Source organism: Cobetia sp. UCD-24C (genome assembly GCF_001306765.1).
In the GTDB taxonomy this organism is placed as follows: Bacteria; Pseudomonadota; Gammaproteobacteria; order Pseudomonadales; family Halomonadaceae; genus Cobetia; species Cobetia amphilecti.
Genome location: NZ_LJTD01000047.1, coordinates 1 through 611 on the forward strand (window position 1 = coordinate 1; position 611 = coordinate 611).

The window sequence follows — 611 nt, forward strand, 5'->3', positions numbered from 1 at the left end:
GCGACCGTGAAGCTGCCGGTGACGGTGTCGCCGGTGGCTTCGGTGACGCTGTTGTCGTCCGTGCCGCTGATGCCGGTGATGACCGGCGCGGCATCGGTCGAGCCCGTGACGGTGATGGTCAGCGTGGTGCGCGAGGCATCGCCATCGGCATCGGTGATGCCATAGGTGAAGACGTCGATCAGCGGGTCGCTGGTGTCGTCCAGTGACTGGACCTTGGCATTGCTGTTGTCCAGCACGTAGCTGTAGCTGCCGTCACTGTTGAGGGTCAGCGTGCCGTAGCTGCCGGCGATCTCGGTACCGGTCGTGTCGCTGACGTTTGCCGCAAGCGCGTCACCGTCCTCCAGAGTGCCTGTCACGACACCAGTGACCAGGGTCGGCGTGTCGCTGCCCAGGGCATCGGCGGCCGCATCGGCATCCGTGCTGTCACCGGCCCCGCTGATGACATTGCCGGTCAGGGCGTCAGAGGTGTCCTCGGCGATGGTGCCGGTGTCGGCATTGGCTGTCGGGACGGTGTCGACGATCGCGATGTCGAGACTGTCCGTGGTGCTGGCATCCGTGATGTCGGTGACCACGACCGCGAAGCTGTCGGTGATGTCGCCGCCCGAGTGATC

1 protein-coding gene is annotated in these 611 nt (G+C 65.8%); it reads right to left on the reverse strand.

The window, feature by feature from the left end; all coding sequences use genetic code 11:
- Positions 1–611: VCBS domain-containing protein (locus tag AOG28_RS17495; protein ID WP_200906849.1), on the reverse strand; the 611-nt coding region annotated here is incomplete at both ends.